This is a genomic window from Streptomyces sp. WY228 (assembly GCF_019287315.1).
GTDB lineage: Bacteria > Actinomycetota > Actinomycetes > Streptomycetales > Streptomycetaceae > Streptomyces > Streptomyces caviscabies.
The window spans coordinates 322,295-344,002 of the sequence record NZ_CP079114.1 but is presented as its reverse complement, the minus strand read 5'-3'; the positions used below and the strand labels follow the sequence as shown (position 1 = coordinate 344,002).

The following is a 21,708-nucleotide window of genomic DNA, read 5'->3' as shown; positions in this document are numbered from 1 at the left end:
GTGCGTGACCCCCTCGGCGTGCCCACTTCTCGAACCCTTCCCCTCACGCCTGACAGGCGGCTTTCCCGGATGATGGGAGTGACATGTCACAGGTTCTTCCTGGCGACACACCACTGATCCACGACCTCATCGGCATCGGCTTCGGCCCGTCCAATGTGGCCATGGCGATCGCGCTCAGCGAGCACAACAGCAAAGTCGGCAGGCAGGATTCGGTCACCGCCCACTTCTTCGAGCAGCAGGCGAGCTTCGGCTGGCACCGCGGCATGCTCATCGACGACGCCACCATGCAGGTGTCCTTCCTCAAGGACCTGGTGACCCTCCGGAACCCGGCCAGCGAATTCAGCTTCCTCTGCTATCTGCAGAGCCAGGGCCGGCTGATCGACTTCATCAACCACAAGAACCTCTTCCCGCTGCGGGTGGAGTTCCACGACTACTTCGAATGGGCCGCGGCCAAGGTCGACGACCTGGTCTCCTACGGCCACGAAGTCGTCGCCGTCACGCCGTACGTGCACGACGGCACCGTGGAGTACCTGGACGTCACCGTCCGGTCCGCGGAAGGACTCGCGGTCCACCGGGCCCGCAACCTCGTCATCGGCACCGGCCTGCGCCCCCTCATGCCCGAGGGCGTGGAGCGCGGTGACCGTGTCTGGCACAACTCCGACCTGCTGCGGAAGGTCGACGGCCTGGACGGCACCTCGCCCGCGCGGTTCGTCGTCGTCGGCGCCGGCCAGAGCGCCGCCGAGAACGTCGCCTATCTGCACCGCAGATTCCCCGACGCCGAGGTCTGCGCGGTCTTCTCCCGTTACGGCTACAGCCCCGCCGACGACAGCAGCTTCGCCAACCGGATCTTCGACCCCGAAGCGGTCGACGACTACTTCGCCGCCCCCGAGGAGGTCAAGAGCCGCCTCATGGCCTACCACGGCAACACCAACTACTCCGTGGTGGACATCGACCTGATCGACGACCTCTACCGGCAGATGTACCGGGAGAAGGTCCTCGGCACCGAACGGCTCCGCTTCCTCAACGTGTCCCGGGTCACCGGAGTGGAGGAGAAGCCCGACGGCGTACGCGCCACCGTGAAATCACTGGTCACCGACGAGGAGACCGAACTCGACGCCGACGTCGTGGTGTTCGCCACCGGCTACAGCCCCGCCGACCCGCTCGGACTCCTCGGCGAGGTCGGCGACCGCTGCCTGCGCGACGACGCGGGCCGGGTCCGGGTGGAGCGCGACTACCGGATCTCGACCGCCCCGGAGCTGCGCTGCGGCATCTACCTCCAGGGCGGTACGGAACACACCCACGGCATCACCACGTCGCTGCTCTCCAACACCGCGATACGGGTGGGCGAGATCCTGGACTCGCTGCTCGACCGCCGGGTCAAGTCCACCTCCGACGAGTCCCGGCCGGTCGCCGAGGGCGCCGGCGGCTGAGGGGCGTACGGGGCGACAAGCCCCGTCGGCCCGCCGTGAGTTCCGTGCTCGGTCCGCCCGGTGAGCTGCCGGACGGGCCGAGCACGACCGTTCCGATCAAAGGGATATCGTTCGTCGACATGGTCACGACTGCAGTGGAGCGCCCCGCGCCCGGGGGGACGACGGACATCCGCGGACGGCGGCTCGCCGGGCTGGGCGTTCTCGCCGTGACGCTGGTGGTCGCGGCGGCGGTGTCGCTGGCCGTCGGGGCGCGTGCGCTCAGCCCGGGCGAGGTCTGGCACGGGCTGTTCGCGGACCCCGAACCGGACCAGAAGCTCACCGAGATCCGGCTCATCGTGCAGACCGTGCGGGTGCCCCGGACGGTCCTCGCGGTCGTGGCGGGCCTGGCCCTGGGGGTCGGCGGGGCGCTGATCCAGGGGTACACCCGCAACCCCATAGCCGACACGGGGCTGTTGGGGGTGAACGCCGGGGCCTCCTTCGCCGTGGTGTCGGTCATCGCCGTGTTCGGGTTCACCAACCCCTTCCAGTACGTCTGGTTCGCCTTCGTGGGCGCGGGCGTCGCCGGTGTCGTCGTCTTCGGTCTGGCGAGCATCGGCAGGGGGGCGGGCAATCCGCTGACCCTGGCCCTGGCCGGGCAGGGCATCACGGTCTTCCTCGCGGCGATGACCACGGCGGTGGCGCTGACCGACCAGAAGTCGCTGAACGCGCTGCGGTTCTGGAACGCGGGCTCCGTGGCCGGGGTCGGATTCGACGTCATCCGGCCGGTGACCGGGTTCATCGCCGTCGGACTGGTCCTGGCCCTGATCACGCTGCCCGCCCTGAATCTGCTCAACCTGGGCGACGACGTGGCGCGCGGGCTCGGAGTGAACATCGCGGCGAGCCGGACGCTCGGCATCGTCGCCGTCACCCTGCTGGCGGGCGCGGCCACGGCGGCCTGCGGACCGATCGCCTTCCTCGGCCTCATGGTGGCGCACGTGGCCCGCTACCTGACCGGCCCCGACTACCGCTGGCTGGTGCCGTACGCGGGCCTGCTCGGCTCCTGCGTCCTGCTGGTCTGCGACATCGTGGGCCGCCTGGTCGTGCGGCCGGGCGAGCTGGAATCGGGCGTCGTGGTCGCTCTTCTCGGGGCGCCCTTCTTCGCGGTCCTGGTGTGGCGAGGGAAGTTCAAGAAGGCATGAGGCAGGTGCACGAGCACATGAGGGAAACCCGGGAGCCCATGAGCGGGACCGAAGCGGAAGCGGTGATGGCGCCGGGCGTACGGCTCGGCGGCGTGTCGTTCGTCTGGCGGCCCCTGCTCGTCCTGGTCACCCTGGTCCTCGCGGCGGCGGCCTTTCTGGTCTTCTGCCTCTCCATCAGCGTCGGCGACTTCCCGATCGGCCTCTCCCGGGTCATCGCCACCATCTTCGGCCAGGGCGAACAGGTCGACGAGTTCGTCGTCATGGACCTCCGGATGCCCCGGGCGCTGGCCGGTCTCATCGTGGGCGTCGCCCTCGGCATGTCCGGGGCCATCACCCAGTCCGTGGCGCGCAACCCGCTCGCCAGCCCGGACATCCTCGGGATCACCGGCGGAGCCAGTGCCGTCGCGGTGTTCCTGGTGACGGCGACGGGCGGCACCGCCGCGGCGATCACCGGCTCGATCGGGCTGTCGGCCGCGGCCCTCGTGGGCGGCCTCGGCACCGGGCTGCTGGTGTACTTCCTGGCCTGGCGGCGCGGCGTCGACGGCTTCCGGCTCATCCTCATCGGCATCTCGGTGACCGCGATGACGCAGGCCATCACGACCTGGCTGCTGGTCTCGGCCGACATCCGGGACGTGGCGCGCGCCCAGGTATGGCTGGTCGGCTCACTGGACAACCGGTCCTGGGACGAGGTCCGGGTGGCGTTCTGGTGCACCCTCGTCCTGCTGGCCGTCGTGGCGGCCGTGGCCTTCCAGTTCAAGCCGATGCACCTCGGCGACGACGTCGCCGCCGGGCTCGGCGTCCGGTTCGGCCGGGTGCGGGCGGTCCTGCTGCTCTGCGCCGTGCTGCTGGCCGCCGTGGGGGTGAGCGCGGCGGGGCCGGTCCCGTTCGTCGCCCTGGTGGCGCCCCAGGTGGCGATGCGGCTGGCGAGGTGGCCGACGCCGCCGGTCATCGCCTCCGGGCTGGTCGGCGCGCTGCTGCTGATCGGCTCGGACCTGGTCGCCCGCGCGGCGCTGCCGATCGGTCTGCCGGTCGGCGTGGTCACCGCCGTGATCGGCGGCCCGTTCCTCGTCTACCTGTTGGTACGGGCGAACCTCCGGTAGATGGTAAGAAGTAAGGCGAACCTCAGTAAGGGGGGCTTGTGGCCGCGCAGTTCACCGCCAAGGCCGATGCGGGAGTCAAGGACGCCGCACGGCTGGCCGCCAGGGGCATCACCGTCGGGTACGGCGGCCGGCCGGTCATCGACGCGCTCGACGTGGCGATCCCGCCCGGCGTGGTCACCACGATCATCGGCCCCAACGGCTGCGGCAAGTCCACCCTGTTGCGTACGTTGACCCGCCTCCTCAAACCGGCCGGCGGCACCGTCGTGCTGGACGGCGAGGACATCGGCCGGCTCCGCACCAGGGACGTGGCGAAGAAGCTCGGACTGCTCCCGCAGGCGCCGGTCGCCCCGGAAGGGCTGACGGTCGCCGACCTGGTCGCCCGAGGACGCCACCCGCACCAGAGCTGGCTGCGGCAGTGGTCCTCGGACGACGCCGACGTGGTGCGGCGCGCGCTGGCCATGACCGGGGTGGCAGACCTGGCCGAGCGGCCCGTCGACTCGCTGTCCGGCGGACAGCGCCAGCGCGTGTGGATATCGATGACCCTCGCCCAGGGCACCGATCTGCTGCTGCTGGACGAGCCGACCACCTATCTCGACCTGGCGCACGCCATCGACGTACTCGACCTCGTCGACGATCTGCACGAGTCGGGCTGCACCGTCGTCATGGTGCTGCACGACCTCAATCTGGCCACGCGCTACAGCGACAACCTCGTGGTCATGCGGGACGGGGCCATCCTGGCGCAGGGTCACCCCCGGGACGTGATCACCGCCGAGCTGCTGTACGAGGCGTTCGGGCTGCGGGCCAAGGTGATCGAGGATCCGGTGGGCGACCGGCCGCTCATCGTGCCGATCGGCAGAGCGCACGTCCGGCTCGAACCTTAGCCCCGCGGCCGCCGACACCGTACGGGAGGGCCGTCGTTGACGGTGCGCCAGGTGAAGGCGAAGGCCCAGGACGTCACGATACCGATCAACTCGGCCTGACCTGTGGAAAGTTCGCTGGTTAGGCTAGGCTGACCTCACTTGCTCGGGGTACAGTCTGGATGCCCTCATACCGGGGCGCAGTGGACAGCGCGAAAGCAAGGGATTCCGGATGTCTCTCCATAGAACGACGCTGGTGAAGCCGTGGCAGCGGCTGGCCGCGGTCCTGTCCGCAGCCACCCTCGGCGTCGGTCTCCTCGCGGGATGCGGCAGCGACTCGGCGGACGACAAGAAGAAGGACGACGCCCCGGCCGCGGCCGAGGGAGCGTTCCCGGTCACCGTGGAGCACGCGTTCGGTTCCACCGAGGTCACCAAGGCCCCCCAGCGGGTCGTCACCGTCGGCTACACCGACGACCAGGCCGTCCTGGCGTTCGGCATCAAGCCGGTCGGCATGGTCGACCAGTACCCGAACCCGGCCGGCCGGACGCCCGACATCAACACGCAGTGGCCGTGGGTGAAGGACAAGTGGGGCGACACCCGCCCCGAGGTCGTCATGAAGAACGGTGACGCCGGCCCCAACTTCGAGAAGATCGCCTCGCTGCGCCCGGACCTGATCATCGCGGTCTACTCCGAGGTCGACAAGGCGGCCTACGAGAAGCTGTCCAAGATCGCCCCGACCGTCGGCCGCACCAAGGGCGAGAAGGAACTCTTCAGCGCCCCGTGGCAGGACAACGCGGTGCACATCGCCAAGGCGCTCGGCAAGGAGAAGGAAGGCGCCGAACTGGTCAAGGGCATCCAGACCAAGCTCGACGCCGCCAAGAAGGCCCACCCCGAGTTCGGCGGGCAGAAGGCCGTCGCGCTGTCCTGGTACAAGGACTCCATCTCGGCGTTCACCTCCACCGACGTGCGCGGCCGCCTCGTCACGGGCACCGGATTCACCTACCAGACCGAGATCGACAAGGTCGCGGACGGCGGCTTCTCCGCCGAGCTCTCGCCCGAGCGCATCGACCTGATCGACGTCGACCGCATCTTCGTCATCAACGACAAGGCCGACACGGACGCGCTCAAGAAGTTCGAGCTGTTCACCAACCTCCCCGCCGTCAAGAACGGCAAGGTCTCCTACCTGCTGGACAGCGAGGGCCCGGCGGTCGGCGCCGCGATGTCCCAGGGCACCCTGCTCTCCCTCCCGTACGCGATCGACGAGCTCGTCGAGTCGGTCAAGTAGCGATGACGACCCGCCACCCCGTTCCCCGGCGAGATGCGGTATCCGTGTGACTGCCACCGACACCCCCGTCGCTCCGACGACCCTGCGCACCGCGAGCGGACGCGAGGCCACCCGCTGGGTGGCCGAGCACTGCCGGCGGACCCCGTGGCTGACGGCCTCCACCGTCCTCACCACGGTGGCCGGGGCCGCGCTCCAGGTGGTCCCGGTGCTGCTGCTCGGCCGGGTCGTCGATGGGGTGGTCGGTGGTGAACCACGCTCGATACTGCTCACCGTCGGGGTGCTGATGGTGGCGGCCGCGCTGTTCGGCGCGGCCGCCACCGCCGCCTCCACCTTCCTGATCGGGAAGCTCGGGGCCGAACTCCTCGCCCGGCTCCGCGAGGAAGCCGTCCGCGCGGTGCTGGGGATGCCCAGCGCGCGCGTCGAGGAGGTCGGCCGGGGGGACGTGCTCTCCCGGGTCGGCGACGACGTGGCCGTGATCTCCAAGGGCATCCGGACGGCCATCCCCACCGTGTTCTCGGCGGGCGTCCTCGTCGTCATCGCGACGATCGGCATGTTCGGGCTCGACTGGCGCCTCGGTCTGGCCGGAGCCTGCGCCCTGCCCGCGTACGCGCTGGCACTGCGCTGGTACCTGCCCCGCTCGGCGCCCCTCTACCGCAGACAGCGGGTGGCCCAGGCCGACCGCGCCCAGGCGCTGATCAGCGGACTCAACGGGATCGACACGGTCCGGGCGTACCGCCTCGAGGGCGGCGTACGCGAGAAGGTCACGGCCGAGTCGTGGCGGGTGCGCAATCTCGGCATCGAGGTGTTCCGCTTCTTCGGACGGTTCGTCGGCCGGGAGAACCGGGCCGAGTTCATCGGGCTGGTCCTGATCCTGGTCGTCGGATACGCCCTTCTGGAGGCGGACGCCGCCACCCTGGGCGAGGTGTCGGCCGCCCCGCTGATGTTCCACCGCCTGTTCACCCCGCTCGGCGCGATCATGTTCACCTTCGACGAGGCGCAGAAGTCCGGCGCGAGCCTCACCCGCCTGGTCGGCGTGTTCCACGAGCCCTCCGAGGAGCGGCTGGTGGGCGACGGCTCGGTCCTGCCCGCCGACGTCGCGCCGTACCCGGTCACGGTGGAAGGGCTGACCTTCAGCTACCCCGGATCCGAGGAGCCGGTGCTGCGGGAGGTGTCCCTGTCCATCCCGGCCGGCGGATCGCTCGCCCTGGTCGGGGCGACCGGCGCCGGCAAGTCGACCCTGGCCGCGCTCATCGCCGGCATCGGAAGACCGCAGGCCGGGTCGGTGCGCATCGGGACGCACGACCTCGCGGACATGGACGAGGCCGGGGCGCGCGCCCTGGTGAGCATCCTGACCCAGGAGACCCATGTCTTCTCCGGCCCGCTCGCCGACGACCTGCGGCTCGCCGCCCCCGGCGCGAGCGACGAAGAACTGCTGGACGCGCTGCGTGCGGTCGGCGCCGGAGAGTGGGCCGAACTGCTCCCCGACGGACTGCACGCCATGGTCGGCGAGGGCGGTGAACGCCTGGACGTCACCAAGGTCGCCCAGATCGCCCTGGCCCGGCTGATGCTCGGCCGGTCACCGGTGGTCGTGCTCGACGAGTCGACCGCGGAGGCGGGCAGCGAGGGCGCCGCCGAACTGGAACGCGCCGTGCTGGCCGCCTGCTCCGGCCGGACCACCCTGTTCGTGGCCCACCGCCTGACCCAGGCGATGAGCGCCGACCGGATCGCCGTGCTGGACGAGGGCCGCGTGGTGGAGGAAGGAACGCACGCCGAGCTGGTGGAGCTGGGCGGCCGGTACGCCCGGCTGTGGCGTGCGTGGCGAGAAGGAAGTTAGGCACACCGGGTCAAGGTCAGGTCAACTCGCATACCTCGGAAGGATGCTGAGACGTCGATGGCGGAACCCAGCGTTTCCCGCGTACTGCTGTCACCCACCCGACTGGCCGCACTGCGCCGGCGGACCGGCGGCCACAGCGACCGGACCCTCGTCGAGGCGTGCGCCGTCGGGCTCGCGTACTGGGCGACCGGCACCGGCCCGGCCGGCCTCCGGCTCACCCCCGCCACCCCCTTCCCCGACCTCCTCTCCTGGGTCGACAACGGCGTCGGCGGGGCCGGGGGGTGGGAGACCGACGTGGAGCGTCTCCGGATCACCGTGCCGCCCGGCATCGACCCCGCCGACGCCCAGCGGGCACTGGACGACCTGGCCGACTTCCCGGACCGGCCCGTCGGCACCATAGGCCCCTCCGGTCCCCGGGAGAGGACCGAGGAGCTGGCCCGGTGGAACGACACCCGGGCCGACCGGGACCGCCCGACCATCATGGAGCTGTTCCACGAGCAGGCGCGCCTGCGGCCGGACGCCGTCGCGATCGTCGACCCGCACCGCTCGCTGACGTACCGTCAAGTAGACGAGCTGTCCGCCCAGTTGGCGCACCATCTGCTGGAACGCGGCCTCGAACCCGAACAGATCGTCGGCATCTCGCTCGGCCGCTCCGCCGAGATGGTCCTCGCCCTGCTCGCCGTGCTCCGGGCCAGGGGCGCCTTCGTCCCCCTCGACCCCCAGTGGCCGGCCGCCCGCCGGGCCGTCGTCGCCGAGGACGCCCGGGTCGTCCTGCAGCTCAACTCCACCGGCAAGGCCGGCGCCGGGGAACCGGACGCCGTCGCCGTCGACCTCGGCGACTGGAGGTACGCCGCCCACCCGGTGGACGCGCCCGACGCGACCGTCCCCGGCGATGCCCTGGCGTATGTGATCTTCACCTCCGGCTCAACCGGACGGCCCAAGGGCGCCATGATCCGGCACCAGGCGATCAGCGAGCGCCTGCTGTGGCAGTCCGGCGAGATCCTCCGCTTCGGCCACGACGACGCGTCGCTCTTCAAGGCCCCGCTCTCCTTCGACATCTCCATCAACGAGATCTTCCTGCCGCTCGTCACCGGCGGCCGCCTCGTGATCCTGCGGCCCGGCGGCGAACGCGACCCGCACCATCTGCTCGGCGTCATCGCCGAACAACGCGTCACCTTCACCTACCTGGTCTCGTCCATGCTGGACGTGCTCCTGGAGATCGCGGGCGACTCCGGCCGCCTCGACAGCCTGCGGCACGTCTGGTGCGGCGGCGAGGTCCTCACCCCGGAGCTGTACGAACGCTTCCGCGCCCGCCTCGACATCCCGCTCTACCACGGCTACGGACCCGCCGAGACGACCATCGGCGTCTCCCACGTCATCTACCGGGGCGCCGCGACCCGGCTGTCGACCTCCATCGGCAGGGCCAACCCCAACACCCAGCTCTACGTCCTCGACGACGAACTGCGCCCCGTTCCGGTCGGCGTCGGCGGCGAACTGTACGTCGGCGGCCTCCTCCTGGGACGCGGGTACGTGGGCGCGCCCGGCCTCACCGCCTCCCGCTTCGTGGCCAACCCCTTCGCCACGGACGGCTCCCGGCTGTACCGCACCGGCGACCTGGCCCGGTACGCCACTGACGGTTCGCTGGACTTCCTCGGCCGCGCCGACAACCAGATCAAGATCCGCGGCATGCGGCTGGAGATCGAGGACGTCGAGGCCTCTCTCGCCGAACACCCCGGCGTACGGCACACCTGCGTCGTCGCGAAGAAGAACACCGCGGGCGGCACCTACCTGGTCGGCTACGTCATCCCGTCCGCCGGCCACGGGGATCTGAGCGCGGACGCGGTCAAGGCCTGGGCCGCCGCCCACATGGTCGAGTACATGGTGCCCGCCCACCTGGTCGTGCTGACACGGTTCCCGCTCACCGCGAACGGCAAGATCGACCGGAACGCCCTCCCGGAACCCTCCGTGGGCGCCGGGGCCCTCGCGGCGCCCACCACCGAGAACGAGCGCCTGGTGTGCGAGGCCGTCGCGGCGGTGCTCCGCCTGGACGACGTCGGCGTGGACCAGGACTTCTTCCAGCTCGGCGGGGACAGCATCCTGGCGATCTCCCTGCTCAGCGCCCTGCGCGAGGCCGGCCTCCATGTGAGCGCACGCCAGATCTTCGCCCACACCGTCGTCGGGGCGCTGGCGGCCGTCGCGAGCCGTGAGTCCGCCGCCGCCGTCGACCACGGCGACGTCGGCACCGGCACCGTCGTGGGATCGCCCATCGTGCAGTGGCTCGGCGAGACCACGGACGCGATCGACGGCTTCGTCCAGTCGGTCGTCCTCAACACCCCGGCGGAGCTGACCGCCGAGGCCCTCGACGAGATCCTCGCCGCCGTGCTCGACCGGCACGACATGCTCCGCGCCCGGCTGGTGCGCGGCGAGCGCTGGGGCTTCGACATCCCGCCCGCCGGACGGACCGCCTCCTGCTGGGAGCGGAGCGACGCCCCGGTGGCCGAGTGCGTCGCCCTCGCCACCGAACTGCTCGACCCGGACGACGGCGTCATGCTGCGGGCCGTCTGGCGCCGCGAGGCGCGGCAGCTGGTCCTGGTCGCCCACCATGTGGTGATCGACGGTGTGTCCTGGCGGATCCTGATGGACGACCTCGCCACCGCCTGGCGGCAGCACTCCTCGGGCGCACCCGTCGAACTGCCCCCGGTGGGCACGTCGTTCCGGCGCTGGACCCAGCTGCTGAGCCGCGCGCCGTTCACCGCCGACCGCACCCACTGGGCGAGGCCGCTGCCCGCCGCCGACGCGCCGATCGGCAGGCGCGCCCTCACCGCGGCCGACACGGTGGAACGGGAGCGGACCCGAACCGTGTCCGTCGGAGCCGAGGTCACGGCAGCGCTGCTCGGCGACATCCCCGCGAAGTTCCACGCGGGCGTCAACGACGTCCTGCTGACCGCACTCGCCGTCGCCCTCGCCCGGTGGCGACGCGACCGGGGACAGGACCAGACGTTCGCCCACATCGAGCTGGAAGGACACGGCCGCGAGGGCCGCTTCGTCGCGGACGCCGCCGGATTCGAACCCGAACTGTCGCGCACCGTCGGCTGGTTCACCACCCTCTTCCCGGTCACCGTGGACCCCGGCACGGCCGCCGACCTCACCGCGCCCGGCTACCTCGCCGCCGCCCTCAAGGCGGTCAAGGAGGACCTCGCCCGCACCCCGGGCAACGGACTCTCCTACGGCGCCCTGCGCCACCTCACCGGCGACGGACCGACCGGCCCCGCCCCGCAGGTGCTCTTCAACTACCTGGGCCGGTTCGACGCGGGCACCACGGAGAGCTGGCAACTCGCGGGCACGACCGGACAGCTGGGGGAGAAGCGCGACCCCCTGATGCGGCTGCCGCGCGCCCTGGAGTTCAACGCGATCGCCGAACCCGCCGCGAGCGGCGCCTATCAGCTGGTCACCACCATCTCCTGGCCCGACGGCGTGTTCACCGACCCGGACATCACCGCCATCGGCGACCACTTCCGTTCCGCCCTCACCGCCCTCGCCGCACTCGAAGAGGGCGGCCACACCCCCAGCGACTTCCCGCTCGTGCCGCTGACCCGGGCCGACGTGGACGCCCTGGACGGACCGGACCTGCACGACATCCTGCCGCTGACCCCGCTGCAGGAGGGCCTCTACTTCCACTCCGTCTTCGACGACGACGCCACGGGCAGCTACGTCGAGCAGCAACTGCTCACCCTGGGCGGCGAGGTGGACGCCGGCCGGCTGGCGGCAGCGGCCACCCGGCTGCTCACGCTCTACCCCAATCTGGCCGCCCGCTTCACGGCCCTCGCGGACGGGCGCGTCGTCTCCGTCGTCGAGAGCGGCAGGAGCGCGCCCTTCACCGTCCTGGACGGACCCGCCCGCACCGACCAGGAGATCCGCGACCTCGCCGAACGGGACCGCCGGGCCGGATTCGACCTCGCCACCGGGCCCCTGATGCGCTACACGCTCATCCGCGCCGGCGCAGGCCGCACCGTCCTGGTGCAGACCGTGCACCACATCATCGCGGACGGCTGGTCGGTGCCGCCGATGCTCCGCACCCTGCTGGCCGAGTACCACGCGCCCGGATCCGGGTACCCGACCGGCGGCTACCGCGACTACGTGGACTGGCTCGCCGGACGCGACCAGGACGAGAGCGACCGGGTGTGGAGCGAGGAGCTCGCCGGACTGACCGGCCCCTCCCTCGTCGCCGAGGGGCACACCCCCTCCGAACGGTTCGCCGACCTCGCGGTGGAACCCACCGACGACATCGACATCGACATCGCCGCACGCTCGGTCGGCGTGTCCCTGAGCGTGGCCGTGCACAGCGCGTGGGCGGCGACTCTGGGCAGCCTGCTGCACAGCAGGGACGTCGTCTTCGGCTCCACCGTCTCCGGCCGCGACGCCGACGTCCCCGGCATCCACGACATGGTCGGCCTCTTCATCAACACCATTCCGGTGCGCGCCCGTTGGAGCCCGGACGGGACGGCGCGCGAGCTCCTCGACGCCGTGAGGCGGCACCAGAGCGCGGTGCTGCCGCACCAGCACGTCTCCCTGGCCCGGATCGGCCGGCAGAGCGGCCTGGGCTCCCTCTTCGACACCCTGGTGGTGTTCGACGTCGCCACCGACGTGGACGCCCTGCGCCGCCCGGACGACACCCTCGTCATCGCCGACATCGTCAACGAGGGCGCCCCGCACTACCCGTTGACACTCGTCGTCGAACGCACGCCGGAGGGCCGCCCGCGCTTCAACCTGATCTACGACGGTGAACTCCTGCGCCCCGCGAGCGCCGAGGCGATCCTGCACACCTTCACCCGGAGCCTCACCGAACTGCTCGGCCGACCGGACGCCCCGGTCGACGCCCTGCTCCCCGCGACCGGCCGAGCCCCCGCACCGGAGGCCCCGTCGACCCTGGGCGAGCTGTTCGACACCGCCGCACGCCGTGATCCGGCGGCCACCGCCGTCACCCAGTGCGCGCTGGACGGCGCCACCCGCTCCCTCACGTACGGCGAACTCTCCGACGCCAGGACAGAGTTGGCCGCCGCCCTCCGCGCCGCCGGGGTCGGCCCCGGGCGGCGGGTCGCCGTCGCCGTACCGCGCTCCCTGGAACAGGTCGTCGCCCTCGTCGCCGCCGTCACCGCCGGAGGCGCGTACGTCCCGCTGGACCTGGCGTATCCGGACGAACGGCTGGAGTACATCCTCGCCGACGCCGCCCCGCAGGTCGTCCTCGTCGACCGCGAACACCGGAGCCGCTTCACCCGGCTGCTGGACCGCGCGGGCGTGAGCGCCCGGGTCCTGGTCCAGGGCGACGACCACCCGCTGGACACCACCGTCCCCGAGGTCCGCCCCGGCGACCCGGCGTACGTCATCTACACCTCCGGCTCGACCGGCCGGCCCAAGGGTGTCGTCGTCCCGCACTCCGCCGTCTCCACCCTCCTCGCCAACACCCGGCCCGACATGGACTTCGGCCCCGACGACGTCTGGGTCCAGTTCCACTCCTTCTCCTTCGACTTCGCCGTCTGGGAGCTGTGGGGCGCACTCGCGCACGGCGGTGAGCTGCTCGTACCGGAGTACGGACTGACCCGCTCGCCGGTCGACTTCCACCGGCTGGTCCGGGAACGCGGTGTCACCGTCCTCAACCAGACCCCGTCCGCCTTCCACCAGTTCATCGAGGCCGACCTGCGCTCCGGCGAACCGGCCGGTGCGCTGCGCCGCGTCATCTTCGGCGGCGAGGCGCTCGACCTCGGGCGGCTGCGCGGCTGGGCCGAGCGGCACGGCACCGCGACGCCCCAGCTGGTGAACATGTACGGCATCACCGAGACCACCGTCCACGTCACCCACCGGGTCCTGACCGACGAGGACTTCGCCCGGGGCGACGACGTCAGCCCCATCGGCGGGCCGATCCCCGGCCTGACCACCTATCTCCTCGACGACCGGCTGCGGCCGGTGCCGCCGGGCCGGGTGGGCGCCATCTACGTCGCGGGCGACCAGCTGTCCCTCGGCTATCTGGGCCGCCCCGGGCTCACCGCCGGACGGTTCGTCGCGGACCCGTTCGCGGCCGACGGCTCCCGCATGTACCACACGGGCGACCTCGCCCGCCGGACCCTCGACGGCGAGCTGGAGTTCGCGGGCCGCGCCGACGACCAGGTGCAGCTCAAGGGATTCCGTATCGAACTCGGCGAGGTCGAGAACGCCGTACGGGAGGTGGACGGCGTCGTCGATGCGGCCGTCACCGTGGCGGACAGCGGCGACCACCTCGTCGCCCATGTCGTCGGGAACCCGCCCGCCGATCTCACCGTCCTGCTCGCCGCCAGGCTCCCCGGACACATGGTGCCGGGCCGGGTGCTGCCCCTCGACGCGCTGCCGCTGACGGTCAACGGCAAGCTGGACCGCAAGGCGCTCACCGAGCGGGCCGCGCGGCCGGACCGCCGGGAGGCCGCGCCCGCGACCGAAGCCCTCACCGCACTGACCGGTATCTTCGCCGAGAGCCTGCCCGGTGCGGCCGTGGACGCCGACACCGACTTCTTCGGAGCCGGGGGCGACAGCATCGTCGCCATCACCGTGATCAACCGGGCCCGGGCGCTCGGCCTGTCGATCGCGCCCCGCGACGTGTTCCTGTTCAAGACACCGCGCGCCCTCGCCGCCCACCTCGCGACACACACCCCGGCGCCCGCGCCGACGACGCCCTCCCGCCGTGAGGACGGGCCCCTGCCGCTCACGCCGATCATCCTGCGCCAACGCCAACTGGGCGGCTCGCTCGACCGGTTCGCCCAGGCCAGGGCGGTGCCCGTTGCCGAGGGAACCGGCCTCGCCGACATCCGGCGCGCCGCGAACGCCGTCGTGGCCGCCCACCCGGCCCTGCGGCTGCGGCTGCACATCGAGCACGGCGTGTGGGCCCTGCGTACGGAGCCCGCTCGCGAGGCCGCTGTGGCCGTCGTACCGGAGAGCGCCGCCGACGCGACGGCCGCCGCCGACGAGGCCGCCGGACGGCTCGACCCCGAGGCCGGAGACGTCATCGCGTTCTCCTGGCTCGCGGCGACCCGCACCCTGGTCGTCACCGCCCACCACCTCGCCGTGGACGCGGTCTCCTGGCTCGTCATCCTCGACGACCTGACCACCGCCCTGAGCGGCGCGGCCCTGCCGCCGCCCACCACCTCCTACGCCGAATACGCCGAGGCGCTGGCCGTACGGTCCGCCGCATCGGCCGAGGGCCTGACCCACTGGCTCACCACCCTCCAGGCCCCGCCCCTGCTGCCGGCGGTCCAGGGCCCGCGCGAGCGGACGGCGGTCCTGCCGCCCGGGGCGAGCGACCGGGTGACACGCAGCGCGCCCGGAGCGCTCGGTATCGGTCTCACCGAGCTGCTGTGCGGAGCCCTGCGCACCGCGCTGACCCACATCCAGGCCGAGCCGACCGACCTCGCCGTCGACCTGGAGCGGCACGGCCGGGTGCCGGCCCGCGACGACCACGACTACTCCCGTACCGTCGGCTGGTTCACCTCGATCGCCCCCGTACGCCTCACCGCCCACACCGACCCCGTCGCCGCGGCGCGCGAGACCGCCGAACGGCAGCCGGACGAGGACGGGCACGTGGCCTACGGCCGGCTCAGGTACCTCAACCCGCAGACGGCCCCGCTGCTGACCGCCCGGCCGCAGGTCCTCTTCAACTATCTGGGGCGGGGCGGCGAGTCGGATGCCCTGCGCGTCTCCGGCGGCGACCAGGACACCAGCCCGTACGCCGTCGAGGTCAACGCCTGGACCGACGAGGCCACCGGCTCCCTGCACGCGGTCTTCACCCTCGCCGACGGCGTACCCGACACGATCACCGAACACTGGCTGGCCGCTCTGGAACGGATCGGCGACGCGTCCGCGACGGCCGAGCGCACGGCCCCGGTCACCCCCCTCCAGCGCGGCCTGTTCTTCCAGGCCCAGTTGGCGGGCGCGGGGGAGGGTACGGCGAGCACGGCCGGGCACTACGTCGCGCAGAGCTGGTTCACCTTCGACCGGCGCCTGGACACCGACGCGCTGGCCGTGGCGATGGCACACGTGGTCGCCCGCCACCCCGTCGTCGGCGCGGGCTTCACCACCGACGACGACGGAAACCCGGTCCAGCTGCTCAAGGCGGGCCGCCGGGTTCCCGTCCACACCGTCGACCTGGCGACCGACGCCGAGACCGAGGCCCTGCGCACCCGGGACCGCGAGCGCGGCTTCGACCCGGGGGAGCCGCCGCTCGTCCGGCTGACCGTGGTGCGGCGGCCCGACGGCCGCGACGGCCTGCTGCTCAGCTACCACCTGCTGCTCTGGGACGGCTGGTCCCGCGAGATCCTGCTGCGCGACCTGTTCGACGCGTACGAGGCCGTCGTCGCGGGCGAGCCGTGGGACGCGAGCCCGGCCGTGCCGAGCTTCGAGGGGTACGCCCGGACGCTCGCCGCCAAGGACCCCGCCGTATCGGAACGCTTCTGGGCGGACCACCTGGCCGGACTGCCGGGGCCGACGCTGCTCGCCGGAGTGGCCCCCGCCCTCTCCGAGGAGTTGCCGCAGCCGCTCGTGCACACCCTGTCCGCCGAGCTGTCCCAGCTGCTCCGCGACACCGCCCGGGACCGGGGCGTCACCCTCAACACGGTCCTGACCGGCGCCTTCGGCCTCCTCCTCGGAGCCCGCACCGGCCGCGCCGACGCCGTGTTCGGTGTCACCGTCTCGGGCCGCGAGGGCGAGGGGCACGGCGACATCGTCGGCGTCCTGCTCAACACCGTGCCCCTGTGGACACGGGCCCGGCCCGAGGATTCGGCCGACGCGTATCTGTCCTCCGTACAGGCGGCGCGGGTGGCGGCGATGGACCACGAGCACCTCGGGCTCGGCGAGATCCAGCGGGCCGGCGGGCACGACACGCTGTTCGACAACCTGTTCGTGCTGCAGAACTTCCTGGACCTGGACGCGTTCGCCGAGATGAACGCCCGCCACGGCATCGCCTCCGTGCAGGCCGACGACTCCACCCACTACCCGTACACCTGGGTCGTCAGGCCCGGCGACCGGCTCACGGTCAAGCTGGAGCACCGCCACGGCGACCCCGACAGCGCCCGCGCGCTCCTCGACGACTATCTGCGCGTCCTGGAGGACCTGGCACGGGCGACCGGCCCGCTGGGCGCGCTGCGCGGCCTGGCACCCCACCCCGAGCCCGCCGTGCGCACCGAGGTCGGCACCGACACCGTGGTGGACCGCTTCGACCTCGCGGCCGACCGTGATCCGGAGCGGGTCGCGCTCGTCGCCGACGGCGCGACCATGACCTTCGCCGAGCTCCGCGACCGCAGCCGGGCCGTGGCGGGCGTCCTCGCCCGGCGGGGCATCGGCCCCGAGACCACCGTGGGCCTGGCGATCCCGCGCTCCCTCGACTGGATCGCCGCGCTGTTCGCGGTGCTGCGCGTCGGAGCCGCCTATGTGCCGCTGGAGCTGGACCACCCGGACGAGCGGATCGCGGCGATCGTCGAGGACGCCCGGCCCGAGGTGATCCTCACCGTGAGCGCGGTGTCACCCCGGCTGACCGGCGAACTCATTGAGCTGGACCGCCCGTTGCCCGATGCGGAGCCGTACGCCACCTTCGCACCGGACGACCCGGACCGGCTGCGCCACCCCGCGTACACCATCTACACCTCGGGATCGACCGGAAAGCCGAAGGGCGTGGTGACCGAATACGCCGGGCTCACCAATATGCTGATCAACCATCAGCGCCGCATCTTCGAGCCGGTCCTCGCCGAGCACGGCCACCGGACCTTCCGGATCGCGCACACCGTCTCCTTCGCGTTCGACATGTCGTGGGAGGAGCTGCTGTGGCTCGCCGACGGTCACGAAGTCCACATCTGCGACGAGGAGTTGCGCCGTGACGCGCCCCGGCTGGTGGAATACTGCGTCGAGCACGGCATCGACGTCATCAACGTGACACCCACCTACGCCCAGCAGTTGGTGGCCGAAGGACTTCTGGAGGACCCGGAGCGGCGGCCCGCGCTCGTGCTGCTGGGCGGCGAGGCCGTCACCCCGACCCTGTGGCAGCGGCTCGCCGAGACCGAGGGCACCGTGGGCTACAACCTGTACGGGCCCACCGAATACACCATCAACACCCTCGGCGTCGGCACCTTCGAGTGCCAGGACCCGGTCGTCGGCGTGGCCATCGACAACACCGAGGTGTACGTCCTGGACCCGTGGCTGCGACCGCTGCCCGACGGGGTGCCCGGCGAGCTGTACGTGGCCGGCGTCGGCATCGCCCGCGGCTATCTGGGCCGCAGCGCCCAGACCGCGCACCGCTTCGTCGCCTGCCCGTTCGGTGCGCCGGGGGAGCGCATGTACCGCACCGGCGACCTGGTGATCCGCCGGCCCGACGGGAACATCGCCTACCTGGGCCGCACCGACCAGCAGGTCAAGATCCGCGGCCACCGGGTCGAACTCGGCGAGGTCGAGGCCGTGTTCGCGGCCCACCCGGCGGTCCGCTTCGTCGCCGCCGTCGCCCAGCCCGACCCGGGGGTGGACGGCGCGTACCGGCTGGCCGCCTATCTCGTCCTGGCGGGCTCCGCCGACCTCGCCCAGGTCGCCGCAGAGGTGGGCGCCGGGTTGCCGGACTTCCTGCGCCCGACGCACTTCGCCCAGGTCGACAGCATCCCGCTGACCGTGAACGGGAAGGCCGACACCAAGGCGCTGCCCGAGGCCAGGCCGCTCGGTGCCCTGACCACGGCGGGCGAGCGCGGCCCGGAGACCGAGACGGAGACCGTGGTCTGCGAGTTCTTCGCCGAGGCACTCGACCTCGACGACGACGAGGTCAGCGCCGTCAGCGACTTCGTGTCCCTCGGCGGGCACTCCATGCTGGCGGTGCGGCTGATCGGACTGCTCCGCCGCGAGTACGGTCCTGTCATCACCATCCGCGATCTGTTCACCCTGCGCACCCCCGAAGCGATGGCCCGCCACCTCGATGAGAACTCCTGACCCTGATGAAAACTCCTGACACCACGCGGCCCCGACCCGGGGCCGCCATCCTGCGAACGGCACTGCGCCGCAACGTCGGCGCCATGATCGCGGGCACCGTCCTCATGGGCCTCTACCAGGCGGCCGAGACCGCGTTCCCCATCGCGCTCGGACTGATCGTCGAGCACACGATGCAGGACCGCAGCCTCGGCTCGCTCGGCGTCTCGATCGGCTCGCTGGCCGTGATCATCACGACGGTGTCCCTGTCGTGGCGGTTCGGCATGCGGGTGCTGCAGAAGGCCAACACGACCGAGGCGCACCGCTGGCGGGTCCAGGTGGCCGCCTGCGGGCTCCAGCCGGTGGCCAGGGACGTGGACCTCAAGTCCGGCGAGATCCTGACCATCGCCACCGAGGACGCCGACCAGACCGCCGACATCATCGAGGTGGTGCCGCTGCTGATCAGCTCGCTGGTCGCGGTGGTGGTCGCGGCGGTCGCGCTCAGCCTCGCCGACCTCCGGCTCGGTCTGCTGGTGATCGTGGGGACCGTAGCGATCCTGTCGGTCCTCGCCGTGATGTCCAAGCGGATCGGGGCCAGCACCCAGGAACAGCAGGCCCGGGTGGCCCGGGCCGGCGCCAAGGTCGCCGACCTCATCATCGGGCTGCGCCCGCTGCACGGCTTCGGCGGCAACCACGCCGCCTTCGGGGCCTACCGCAAGGTCAGCACGGACGCCAAGCGTCAGGCGATCACCGTCGCCCGGGTGAACGGCACCTACGCGGGCACCGCGCTGGCCCTGAACGCGGTCCTCGCCGCGGCCGTCTCGCTGACCGCGGGCTGGCTGGCGTTCGAGGGCCGGATCTCCATCGGGGAACTCGTCATGGCCGTGGGCCTCGCGCAGTTCATCATGGAACCGCTCAAGATGTTCTCCGAGATGCCCAAGTACGTGATGATGGCCCGTGCCTCGGCCGAGCGCATGGCCCTCGTCCTGAACGCGCCCCCCGTGACGGCCCCCGGGCCCGAACGCCCGGAGCCCGGCGGAGATCTGGAGGTCGACGACGTACGCCACGGGACGCTCCAGGGGGTCACGTTCTCGGTGCGGGCGGGTGAGTTCGTCGCGATCGCCGCCTATCAGCCGCGTGCGGCGGCCGAACTCGCGTCCGTCCTCGCGATGAACGTCGCCCCCCGGGCGTACGGGGGAGCGGTGCGGGTCGGCGGGCGGGAGGTCGGCGAGCTGTCGATCGAGGCGGTCCGGGCGTACCTGCTGGTGAACCCGTACGACGGGGAGATCTTCGCCGGTACCCTCCGGACGAACATCGACCCCTCGGGCAGCGGTCGGTCGATCGCGGAGGCGGTCGAGGCGTCCATGCTCACCGACGTCGTCGCGCTCCACCGTGAGGGGCTCGACCACGTGGTCCGCGACCGGGGCGCGAACCTCTCCGGCGGTCAGCGCCAACGGCTGTCCCTCGCCCGTGCGTTGGCCGCCGACACCGAGATGCTCGTGCTGCACGATCCGACCACGGCCGTGGACGCGGTGACCGAGCAGCTCATCGCGCGCAACATCGCCAAGCTGCGCCGCGGCCGGACCACGCTGGTGCTGACCAGCAGTCCGGCGCTGCTGGACGCGGCGGACCGGGTGCTCGTCCTGGACGGCGGCGCCATCACCGCCGAGGACACCCACCGCAACCTGCTGGCGAGCGACGAGGCGTACTGCCTGGCCGTGGCCCGGTGATCCTCCGGCGGGGGCGGTCGCCCGCCCCCGCCGGAGGATCAGCCGAGCGCCCAGGCGACATCCCTGACCAGGGCGTGCCGCCAGCCCGCCCGGTCGTGGTCCGAGGCGGACCGTGAGACCCGCACGGTCGCACCGGCCCGCTCGGTGAGCGACTCGGCCAGCTCGCAGTGGGGCAGCATCCGCGTCTCGTGTTCTCCCACGTCGAACGCGCACCGCAGCCGCGACAGATCGGCGCCCCGGCGCAGCCGCTCGGCGATCGCGCCGCCGACCGCCCCGCCCAGCGGATCCGGCAGGTCCACGGCTCCGGGCGCCCACCAGAAGGAGCCCGACTGGCAGGCGATACGGGAGACCAGCTCCGGGAACTCCAGCGCCGCGTAGAGCGCGCTCAGCCCGCCCAGGCTCTGCCCGGCCACCACCATCCGGTCCAGGTCCGCCGGCACGCCGCAGTCGGCCACCAACGGCAGCAGCTCGTCGCGGACCGCCTCCCACAGTCCGGGGCGGCAGGCGAACTCCGCCTCCCGGTCCTTCGCCGGGACGAACACGAGCGTCACCGGAGACATCGCACCCGCCGCGGCGGCCGCGTCGAAGGCGGCCACGGCCGGGTGCAGATACAGCCAGTCGTCCCCGTCCAGCAGCAGCACCACCGGACCGCCACCCGCCACCGGGTGGACCCGCACGGTGCGCCGCCCGCCGAGCCGGTCGCTGCTCCAGCGGATCCGGGTGCGGGGGAGGGGCGGCACATCGTCCGCGGCGAGATCCGGCCAGTACGGCTGCGGCGGGGCGTCCGGCGTCGCGGCGAGGGAACGGTCGGCGCCCGCACCGGCCGGGTTGAACGGATCGGCATGCGCCGCGTCCCCCACGAGGACGCGGTAGGTCACCCGCAGCCGCACGGGCATGGGCACCTCGGCGTACCAGCAGTCCGTGTCCTCCCAGCGGCGCAGCGGGACGGGCGGCGACCAGCTCTCGAAGTCGAGCACGGCCCCGGAGCCGCGCCACAGGAAGAGGGTCAGCCAGCCGCCGTCGACGGGAACCGACGCGGGTGTACGCGCCTTCGCCCAGAACGCCTCGGTGCCGGGGCGGCCCGACAGACCGAAGGCGGCGAAGGGGCTCTCGGGGTCGGCCACGGGGCCGGGGCGGGGAGCGGTCATGAGCGGCGTACCCGTTCGATCACCGGACGCATGAATATCTCCTTGCGGGAGGAGGTGGAAGAGGCCGGGCCCGAAATATTAGGGCAGCCTAACCCAGCGGCTCCGAAGGGGTGTTGGCGATCCGCCGGCGGTCACCGACGCGACGCCCTCGTGGTTTATGACGCGACGCCCTCGCGGGCACCGCCACGAT

At 72.3% G+C, this 21,708-nt stretch carries 9 protein-coding genes; 8 read left to right on the top strand and 1 reads right to left on the bottom strand.

Features of this window, described 5'->3' with window-relative positions; all coding sequences use genetic code 11:
• Nucleotides 1–83: 83 nt before the first annotated feature.
• From KV381_RS01435 to KV381_RS01400, 8 genes are all read left to right on the top strand, one after another.
• Entirely contained in the window at nt 84–1,430 is a 1,347-nt protein-coding gene (locus KV381_RS01435) for a lysine N(6)-hydroxylase/L-ornithine N(5)-oxygenase family protein (protein WP_030082526.1), read from the top strand.
• Nucleotides 1,431–1,549: 119 nt separating this feature from the next.
• Entirely contained in the window at nt 1,550–2,608 is a 1,059-nt protein-coding gene (locus tag KV381_RS01430; protein WP_030630375.1) for an iron ABC transporter permease, read from the top strand.
• A 38-nt stretch (nt 2,609–2,646) separates the two neighbouring features.
• A complete protein-coding gene (locus tag KV381_RS01425; protein ID WP_030082530.1) occupies nt 2,647–3,708 on the top strand; it encodes an iron chelate uptake ABC transporter family permease subunit in 1,062 nt (353 codons plus the stop codon).
• A gap of 38 nt (nt 3,709–3,746) precedes the next feature.
• Nucleotides 3,747–4,589 carry an ABC transporter ATP-binding protein gene (locus KV381_RS01420; RefSeq protein ID WP_030630378.1) on the top strand — a complete coding sequence of 281 codons (843 nt, stop codon included), beginning with the start codon at nt 3,747–3,749 and terminating at the stop codon, nt 4,587–4,589.
• A 208-nt stretch (nt 4,590–4,797) separates the two neighbouring features.
• On the top strand, nt 4,798–5,850 hold the full coding sequence (locus KV381_RS01415) for an iron-siderophore ABC transporter substrate-binding protein (protein WP_030630382.1): 1,053 nt from the start codon (nt 4,798–4,800) through the stop codon (nt 5,848–5,850).
• Between the two features lie 46 nt (nt 5,851–5,896).
• Entirely contained in the window at nt 5,897–7,684 is a 1,788-nt protein-coding gene (locus tag KV381_RS01410) for an ABC transporter ATP-binding protein (protein WP_030630384.1), read from the top strand.
• Between the two features lie 57 nt (nt 7,685–7,741).
• Nucleotides 7,742–18,664, top strand: a complete 10,923-nt coding sequence (locus KV381_RS01405; protein WP_218784283.1) for a non-ribosomal peptide synthetase — start codon at nt 7,742–7,744, stop codon at nt 18,662–18,664.
• 5 nt (nt 18,665–18,669) lie between these two features.
• Nucleotides 18,670–20,370, top strand: coding sequence for an ABC transporter ATP-binding protein (locus tag KV381_RS01400; protein WP_218784282.1), 1,701 nt, complete (start codon nt 18,670–18,672; stop codon nt 20,368–20,370).
• 38 nt (nt 20,371–20,408) lie between these two features.
• On the opposite strand, the gene KV381_RS01395 is transcribed toward KV381_RS01400, so the two are convergent.
• On the bottom strand, nt 20,409–21,518 hold the full coding sequence (locus KV381_RS01395) for an alpha/beta hydrolase-fold protein (protein WP_218784281.1): 1,110 nt from the start codon (nt 21,516–21,518) through the stop codon (nt 20,409–20,411).
• Nucleotides 21,519–21,708 lie beyond the last annotated feature (190 nt).